Consider the following 7,193-nt stretch of genomic DNA (forward strand, 5'->3'; position numbering starts at 1 on the left):
ACCAGCTTGGGGTCAGTTGCCACAACGCGCAGGTAGCTCGGGTCGCTTGTTGATGCTGGAGACCTTGGGCAGCTGGGGCTTGTCCTTGAGCCAGGAGGCCAGCTCTTCCCCGCAGCCGTTGCCGGGCGGAATGGGGGCCTGAGATTCGCAATCTGGGCTGCCCACCGGGCAGCGCAGCCGCACATGGAAGTGGCTGAAATGGCCCACCCAAGGGCGCAGTTTGGCGACCCAGGGTTCGTTACCTGTCTGTTGGCAGACTGCGGATTTGATCACCGGATTGACGAAGATGCGGGCGACTTCGGGTTTGCTGGCCGCCAGCTGCAGCAGGGTGAGCTGCTGGGGGCCAAAGCGACCCGGCAACATCTTGTAGCTGGGTTCGTCGATCAGCGCCCACTCCTTGGGGGCATCCTGCTCCCATTTGCTGATGGGACGGTTGGCCATGCGAAACCAGATATCGGCATCAAGTCCGGTCTGATGGCTGCGATGGCCGGAGGTAAAGGGGCCGCCCCGGGCCATCGCCAGATCAGCGATGTAGAGATCCGGCAGCCCGGCCATGCGGGTCTGGTTGGCCAGCGTCTGCAGATAGTGGATAAGGTCGGGGTGGCCGTAGTAGCGCAGCCGCTTGGTGCGGATCACTTGATACCCCGGCCCTTCGAGGGGCAGGGATACGCCGTTTTTCAGGCAACCGGCGGCATAACCGCCGATGGCTTCCGCTTGCAATACGGTCGCCAGCAACAGGGACGTCAGCATGTGCGTGCTCCTTGTCTTGCTTCGAGTCGGCTCAGCAGCACGAACAGACTCAAACATATAAATAAATAGGCTGCGGCCACCAGCAGCCAGATCTCGTAGACCAGCCCGCTGGAGTTGGCCATCTCGGTGCCGACGAAGGTAAGCTCCTGCACCGAGATAAGGGAAACGATGGCGGTATCCTTCACCAGCGCGATGAGCTGACCGGTGAGGGGGGGCAACATCAGCAGCATGGCCTGCGGCAGGATCACATGGCGCAGCCGCACCCAGGGGGAGAGTCCGAGGCTCTGCGCCGCCTCCCACTGGCCGCGGGGGATGGCGGCCAGCCCGGCACGGACGATCTCGGCGACGAAGGCTGCGCTGATCATGCCAACGCAGAGGGTGCCTGAGATGAGGTTTTCCCAGCGGGCAGGCGGGCCAAACAGCGCCTCTTGCCACGGGGAGAGCGATACGGTGCCGAGCCAGCGGGAGAGGCCGCTCGCAGGCAGCAGCTGGTTGGCGATAAAGAAGTAGAAGATGAAGATAAAGACCAGCGGCGGCAGATTGCGGATCAGCTGGATAAACAGGGTCGCGGGCATCACCAGCCAGGGGCGGCGGCTGAAGGCGGTTACCCCCAGCGCAGTGCCGAGCAGCAGCGCCAGCACCATGCCGAGCAGGGCGATGCGCAAGGTGGTGAGCAGACCGCTGAAAAAGTAGGGCAACTCGCCGTGAGGGCCAGGGGTGAACAGCAGATCGAAGGCCTCATGCCAGCGCCACTGATAGGCCACCCCGATGTGCAAGCGGCTGGCCAGCCAGAGGCCAGCCAGCAGCAGGATCAGGGCGATCGCCCCATCCAGCCAGTTGATGTTCCGACATGGCTTCCGGACGATGCGCCGGATGGTCTCTTTGAGGGGCATCAGCATCAGGGATTGGCGACCTGCGCTTCCCACGCCAGCGACTTGAACCAGTAGTCATGGCGCGCCTTGAGCCAGCCATCGGCCTGACGGGCGGCGATCCACTCGTTGAACTGCTCAGCCAGGGCATCATCCCCCTTGCGCAGGGCAAAGCCTTCATCGCCTTGTGCCAACGGTTCGGCAAACGGCATAAAGAGGGCATCGGGGTGGCGCAGCGCCTCTTGCTCGGGTTTCGGGGAAGAGGAGAGGGCGCCGTGAGCGCGGCCGTTCAGCACCTCCTGAAATACCTGTGACTCGTCATCAAACTGGCGCAGGGTGGCCTTGGGGAAGTGTTCTTTTGCCACCTGTACCGGTGAGGCGCCACGACGTACCGCCAGGATCACCCCGCGCTGGTTGAAGTGCGCCACGGTTTTCTTCTCTTTGGCCATGGTGCTGGAGGCGGCCAGCTGCACCCCCGAATGGGAGTAGGCCTGGGTGAAGCGCACGCTCTTCTCCCGCTCGGGGGTGATGGTGAGGCCGCCGATGATGACGTCATATTTTTTCGCCAACAGGGAGGGGATGATGCCATCCCAGGCGGTAGGCACGAACTCTACCTGCCAGCCGTTATCTGTGGCGAGGCGACGGGCCACGTCAATCTCGAAACCGATCAGGGCCCCCTGCTTGTCGCGCATCGCCCAGGGGGCGAAGGTGGACATGCCGACCCGCAGGGTACCGCTCTGCTCGATCTGTGCCTGGGTGTCGGAGGGGGCAGTTTGTGCCAATGCCGGAGTGAGCAGGCTTGCCAGCAGCAGGGCAGCGCCCGACAGGGTGGTCTTGAATGACAGATTCATGGTTAGCGTCCTTGTTGATCCGGATTCAGGTGACGGGCCAGCGCCCGCGAACAGGCTGACAGCGTCAGGGTTAACAGCAAATAGAGGGCGGCCACGGTAAACCACACCTCAAAGGTCAGAAACGTATCGGCAACCAGAGTACGCCCTTCGTTGGTCAGATCGAAGATGGCGATCACACTCACCAGCGCCGAATGCTTGATAAGGGAGACCAGCTCGTTGGTGAGCGGCGGCAAGGTGATGCGCACCAGCTGGGGCAGGATCACCTTGCGCAGGGTGATGGCCCGTGACAAGCCAAGCGACTGGGCTGCCTCCCACTGTCCTTTGGGAATAGCCTGTACGCCTGCACGCAAGACCTCGGCGGTGAAGGCCCCCTGATAGAGGGAGAGGCTCAACACGGCGCAGGCAAGGGGAGCCAATCCCAGCATGGGGCCCAGCAAGAAATAGAGAATATAGAGCTGCACCAGCTGGGGCGTGGTGCGCACCAGCGCCAGATAGGCGATGGCGAGCCAAGGGCCGAGCCGGGAGGGGAGCAGCCGCAGGCTGACCACGCACACACCGACCGCCATCGTGCCCAACAGGCTGAGAAGTGCCACCTGCAGGGTGACCAGCAAGCCGTTTAGCAGGGGGCCCGCATAAAAGGTCCCCTCATCCCACTCGCCGAGAAAGGGCAACACCCGCGGCCACTGCCACTCATAACCCATCTGGCGAGCGCCGCTATAGAGCGCCCAGCCCAGTAGCGCACAGAGCATCACAGTGCCTGACAGCCAGCCGAGCAGGCGGGGGCGATTTAGCCTAGCCATGATAGCTGAGCACCTGTTCGAGGAAGGCTTGGGTGCGTGGGTGCTGCGGAGCGCTGAACAGCTGGGCGGGCGGGGCCGATTCGATGATCTTCCCCTCGTCCATAAAGAGCACCCGATCCGCCACCTGACGGGCAAAGCCCATCTCGTGAGTGACGCAGATCAGGGTCATCCCCTCGTCAGCCAGCTCGCGGATCACATCGAGCACTTCGCGGATCATCTCGGGGTCGAGGGCGGAGGTGGGCTCGTCAAACAGCATCAGCTCGGGTTGCATGCAGAGGGAGCGGGCGATGGCGACCCGCTGCTGCTGGCCACCGGAGAGCTGGTGTGGGTACTTGTCAGCCTGTGCCTGAATGCGCACCCGCTCGAGCAGCCCGAGTGCCCGGGCTTTGGCCTCCTGGGGACGCAACCCCAGGGTATGCACCGGCGCCACCATCAGGTTCTCCAGCACCGTCATATGGGGGAAGAGGTTGAACTGCTGAAACACCATGCCGACCCGACCTTGCAGGCGGCGCAGGTAGGCGGGGGTCACCGGCTCGCCAAACAGGAACAGCTGGCCGCCGTCGATCCCCTCCAGCCCGTTGATGGTGCGGATCAGGGTCGATTTTCCCGAGCCTGACGGGCCACAGATAACCCACTTCTCTCCCCGTTCAATGGTGAGATCGATGTGATGAAGAGCCTGAAAGTCGCCATAGAATTTGTCGACGCCACAAAAGCGCACACAGGGTTGCGAGCTGGTCAAGAAGCGGGTTCCACTGAGAATCATTTACGCCATGGTATTGATTTTATAGGGGGATGACAAAGAAAACCCCCTTGTCAGCATCCTGATGGCTATTCACAATGGCGCCATTTCGTGATGACAGGAGCTTTTCATGCGTATTACATCCTTGCTTGCCGGTTCGCAGGTGCAGCTGTTGATGCCGCCAGCGGTGCGCTATCGCTGCGTCATTTTTCTGCTGTTGCTGGTGAGTTGGGGCGTGGTGGCGGCCTCCTTGTGGGATGGCTGGGGCGCCATGGCGCTGCTCAACTGGGTGGGCGTGGTCTTTGGTGGCATCACCGGGATCATGGTGTCGCTGCCCCGCAGCTGGCAGCCCTGGCGCCTGGCGGAGCTAGGGTGGGACGAACAGCATATCTATCTGCTCAATGGCAACAAGGATGAGGCGCTGGCGCTGCCCCGCAACCAGCTGGTGGCGCTTGAACGGGAGCGGCGAGTGGGTCACGACGGCCAGTGGCTCGACTTCAGCCTCGATCTGCAACTGAGTGAAGAGGAGCTGGCGGCGGCCATGGCCTTGCTGGATCTCAAGGCGGGGGAGCTCCATCTGGTGAGCCCGTCGGTCTATCGCTTCGGCTTTAAACGGGCCTGGCACGGTCGCCGGATGCTGGCGCAACGGTTGTCAGATCTGCAATCGGCCTGAGTCGACTATTTTCTCGACAATTCCCGGCAAAGCTCAGATACTGCCAGTGACTCGAATTGATCTTGTCTGCACTGTTAACCCAAGAGATCAATCACTTGACGACAGTGTGGAGAAGGCCACGGCATGAAGCCATGGCAGGTCCGGCATAGGGGTTGTGCCCTTACCGTTATGCTGGGAATTGCATAGAGAAGGCACCTTGAATCGAGAGTGGATGGCATGAAGATTTACGTAGGAAATCTGTCGTACCGGATGACGGCCGACGAACTGAAAACCCTGTTCAGCCAGTTTGGACAGGTCGACAAGGTTGATATCATCATCGACCGCGATACCGGCCAGTCAAAGGGGTTTGGTTTTATTGAAATGCCGGTCAATGGTGATGCCGAGAAGGCCATCGCTGGTCTGCATGGCACTGAAGTCGGTGGCCGTACCATCACCGTCAACCAGGCCAAACCGAAGACAGATGCTCCCCGTGGTCGCCCGCAACAGCGCCACCGCTAAGGTGCCTCGGCAATAAAAAAACGGCATGGGTTTCCCCCATGCCGTTTTTGTTTCTGGACGTTTTGCAGTTATCAGGGAACGTCGTAACCGAGCGCCGCCTTGCGGATGCGGAACCACTGCTGGCGGTTCAGCCCGATGGATTCGGCGGCCACGGCGGCGGCAATCCGCTCCCGCTTGCCGGAGCCAATCAATGGCAGTGGCTGGCTTGGCAGCATCATTACCCAGGCGTAGACCACCTGCTCGATAGTCTGGGCGCCCACTTCCTGACGGATCTGCTCCAGTTCGGCACGCAGCGGGGCATAGGTGTCATCGCTGAACAGTCGGCCGCCGCCGAGACATGACCAGGCCATCGGCTTGATGCCAAGCTGCTGGCACTGATCCAGGGTGCCATCGAGGGTCCCTTCCTGATGAAGCGGCGAGATCTCCAGCTGGTTGGTGACCAGCGGGAAGGGGAGGCGCGATTGCAGCAGCTCGAACTGTCGGGCGGTGAAGTTGGATACCCCAGCGTGCTTGATCTTGCCCGACTGTTTCAGGGTGATAAAGGCGTCGGCCACTTCATCGGCGTTCATCAGAGGATCCGGGCGGTGGATCAGCAGCAGGTCCAGATGGTCGGTGCCGAGCTTGCGCAGCGAGGCCTCTGCGCTGGCGACGATATGGCTCTTGCCGGTGTTGTAGTGGTTGAGGGCATGCTCCGGTTTGGCGGTGAGGGCGATACCGCACTTGCTGACGATCTCCATCCGGCTGCGCAGGGAAGGCTCGAGGCGCAGGGCGTGACCAAAGGCCTCTTCGCACTGATAGCCGCCATAGATATCGGCGTGATCGATGGTGGTGACCCCCAGATCCAGATGATATTTCATCAGGTCAAGCAGAGCGGCCGGAGAGAGTTGCCACTCCATCAGGCGCCAGTAACCCATGATGAGGCGAGAGAAGGTGGGGCCTTGCGGATGCAGGGCGACACGGGATACAGACATGGTTGACTCCTTGAAAAACGCGATGCGAAAACGATGTGCAACATAGATGACTGCGGGCATCTTGGCCTCATGTGGCTGGCAAAGCAATAATGGGCAGTGGCATGATTCGAACTTTGGTTCTGATCGCAGAGTAGGGGAGAGAGTTGGATGGAAGGATTTGCCGAGCGCTTGCAGAGCCTGATCGGGGAGATGAGCGTGAGTGCCTTTGCCCGCAAGGTGGGGCTCAGTGAAGCGCTGATCCGCAAATATTTGAAGGGAGCCGAGCCTGGCCTGGCGCGGGCCAACCAGATCGCCATGGGGGCCAACTGTTCGCTGGAGTGGCTGGCAACTGGCTGCGGTTATCTCTACCGTCAGGCGGAAGTGGTAGACAGGGATGCGCTGGCAGCGGCGCAGCAACTGCTGGGCGATCAGCAACCCGGGGTGGGGTTGCCCGATGAGGAGGCGCTGGTCACCCTGCTCGCCTATTACCAGTTTTTGCGTACCCACAAGAAAGCGGACGGTTTCCTCGATCTGGCGCTGGCGCGGGAGTTTGGTCGCCATCTGGGGGAAGCGTGATGAGGGGCATATTACCCTTTGGTCGTGTCACGGCCGGTTGAGTATTCTGATACGCTCTAGGCGATGAGCTACTTGATCCTCGGAAGCGGTGCGCTGGGCTCGGCGCTGGCAAGAGAGCTGATGGCAAGGGGGGAGTCCTTCCTGCTGGCCGGGCGTACCTATCCAAAAGGGATCGAGATGGGGGCCTTCTTCCCGCTGCAAGAGGTGGACGCCATCTCGTTCGATACCCTGTTTACCCTCTACGACACCGATCCGCTCCCCACTGTGGTGATCAACACCATCGGCGTGTTGCACGATGTCAGCTTTATGCCAGAGCGGCGGGTCGAAGAGGTAGCCCAAGTGGCTGTGCGACAGCCTGCATTTCTGCTCATGCGCCCCTTGCCAAGCGAGGGGCGCATGGCTAACGTCACTCTCCTGTTTCAGGAGGGATCTCATGCGCTATATCGATTTACGAAGTGACACTGTCACCCAGCCTACTGACGCCATG

At 61.3% G+C, this 7,193-nt stretch carries 9 protein-coding genes and 1 pseudogene; 4 read left to right on the top strand and 6 right to left on the bottom strand.

Annotated elements, in window-relative coordinates; translation table 11 throughout:
• Positions 1 to 12: 12 nt before the first annotated feature.
• From mepA to ACTG1P_RS00225, 5 genes are read right to left on the bottom strand one after another with little or no spacing between them, the layout of a single operon-like run.
• The gene (mepA, locus tag ACTG1P_RS00205) at positions 13 to 750 is read right to left on the bottom strand and encodes a penicillin-insensitive murein endopeptidase (protein ID WP_440000164.1); all 738 of its coding nucleotides are present in this window, start codon (positions 748 to 750) and stop codon (positions 13 to 15) included.
• Positions 744 to 1,649 (bottom strand): amino acid ABC transporter permease, encoded by a 906-nt coding sequence (locus ACTG1P_RS00210; RefSeq protein ID WP_440000168.1) that lies wholly within the window; start codon positions 1,647 to 1,649, stop codon positions 744 to 746. Before ACTG1P_RS00210 ends, mepA begins: the two co-directional genes overlap by 7 nt.
• Entirely contained in the window at positions 1,649 to 2,470 is an 822-nt protein-coding gene (locus tag ACTG1P_RS00215) for a transporter substrate-binding domain-containing protein (protein WP_440000165.1), read from the bottom strand. Before ACTG1P_RS00215 ends, ACTG1P_RS00210 begins: the two co-directional genes overlap by 1 nt.
• A 2-nt stretch (positions 2,471 to 2,472) precedes the next feature.
• The gene (locus ACTG1P_RS00220; RefSeq protein ID WP_201957482.1) at positions 2,473 to 3,270 is read right to left on the bottom strand and encodes an amino acid ABC transporter permease; all 798 of its coding nucleotides are present in this window, start codon (positions 3,268 to 3,270) and stop codon (positions 2,473 to 2,475) included.
• Positions 3,263 to 4,033 carry an amino acid ABC transporter ATP-binding protein gene (locus ACTG1P_RS00225; RefSeq protein ID WP_287976932.1) on the bottom strand — a complete coding sequence of 257 codons (771 nt, stop codon included), beginning with the start codon at positions 4,031 to 4,033 and terminating at the stop codon, positions 3,263 to 3,265. The genes ACTG1P_RS00220 and ACTG1P_RS00225 overlap by 8 nt, the downstream gene beginning before the upstream one ends.
• 106 nt (positions 4,034 to 4,139) lie before the next feature.
• On the opposite strand from ACTG1P_RS00225, the gene ACTG1P_RS00230 reads away from it, so the two are divergent.
• Both ACTG1P_RS00230 and ACTG1P_RS00235 read left to right on the top strand, forming a co-directional pair.
• Positions 4,140 to 4,682 (top strand): hypothetical protein, encoded by a 543-nt coding sequence (locus tag ACTG1P_RS00230; protein WP_058057416.1) that lies wholly within the window; start codon positions 4,140 to 4,142, stop codon positions 4,680 to 4,682.
• A gap of 216 nt (positions 4,683 to 4,898) precedes the next feature.
• Positions 4,899 to 5,180, top strand: coding sequence for an RNA recognition motif domain-containing protein (locus ACTG1P_RS00235; RefSeq protein WP_005337180.1), 282 nt, complete (start codon positions 4,899 to 4,901; stop codon positions 5,178 to 5,180).
• 71 nt (positions 5,181 to 5,251) lie between these two features.
• Here the strand turns inward: ACTG1P_RS00235 and ACTG1P_RS00240 are convergent, their stop codons facing one another.
• Positions 5,252 to 6,151, bottom strand: coding sequence for an aldo/keto reductase (locus tag ACTG1P_RS00240; RefSeq protein WP_440000166.1), 900 nt, complete (start codon positions 6,149 to 6,151; stop codon positions 5,252 to 5,254).
• Positions 6,152 to 6,298: 147 nt separating this feature from the next.
• On the opposite strand from ACTG1P_RS00240, the gene ACTG1P_RS00245 reads away from it, so the two are divergent.
• Entirely contained in the window at positions 6,299 to 6,706 is a 408-nt protein-coding gene (locus ACTG1P_RS00245) for a helix-turn-helix domain-containing protein (protein WP_440000167.1), read from the top strand.
• 63 nt (positions 6,707 to 6,769) lie between these two features.
• Positions 6,770 to 7,193: pseudogene (locus ACTG1P_RS00250) on the top strand (hypothetical protein); the annotation flags it as partial.

Source organism: Aeromonas sp. 11P (assembly GCF_051920165.1).
In the GTDB taxonomy this organism is placed as follows: Bacteria; Pseudomonadota; Gammaproteobacteria; order Enterobacterales; family Aeromonadaceae; genus Aeromonas; species Aeromonas veronii.

Bases quoted from the DNA above. Each gene is read 5' to 3' on its own strand.
- ACTG1P_RS00215 (WP_440000165.1), bottom strand. From the start codon at position 2,470: ATGAATCTGTCATTCAAGACCACCCTGTCGGGCGCTGCCCTGCTGCTG.
- ACTG1P_RS00220 (WP_201957482.1), bottom strand. From the start codon at position 3,270: ATGGCTAGGCTAAATCGCCCCCGCCTGCTCGGCTGGCTGTCAGGCACT.
- ACTG1P_RS00230 (WP_058057416.1), top strand. From the start codon at position 4,140: ATGCGTATTACATCCTTGCTTGCCGGTTCGCAGGTGCAGCTGTTGATG.
- ACTG1P_RS00210 (WP_440000168.1), bottom strand. From the start codon at position 1,649: ATGCTGATGCCCCTCAAAGAGACCATCCGGCGCATCGTCCGGAAGCCA.
- mepA (WP_440000164.1), bottom strand. From the start codon at position 750: ATGCTGACGTCCCTGTTGCTGGCGACCGTATTGCAAGCGGAAGCCATC.
- ACTG1P_RS00240 (WP_440000166.1), bottom strand. From the start codon at position 6,151: ATGTCTGTATCCCGTGTCGCCCTGCATCCGCAAGGCCCCACCTTCTCT.
- ACTG1P_RS00245 (WP_440000167.1), top strand. From the start codon at position 6,299: ATGGAAGGATTTGCCGAGCGCTTGCAGAGCCTGATCGGGGAGATGAGC.
- ACTG1P_RS00225 (WP_287976932.1), bottom strand. From the start codon at position 4,033: ATGATTCTCAGTGGAACCCGCTTCTTGACCAGCTCGCAACCCTGTGTG.
- ACTG1P_RS00235 (WP_005337180.1), top strand. From the start codon at position 4,899: ATGAAGATTTACGTAGGAAATCTGTCGTACCGGATGACGGCCGACGAA.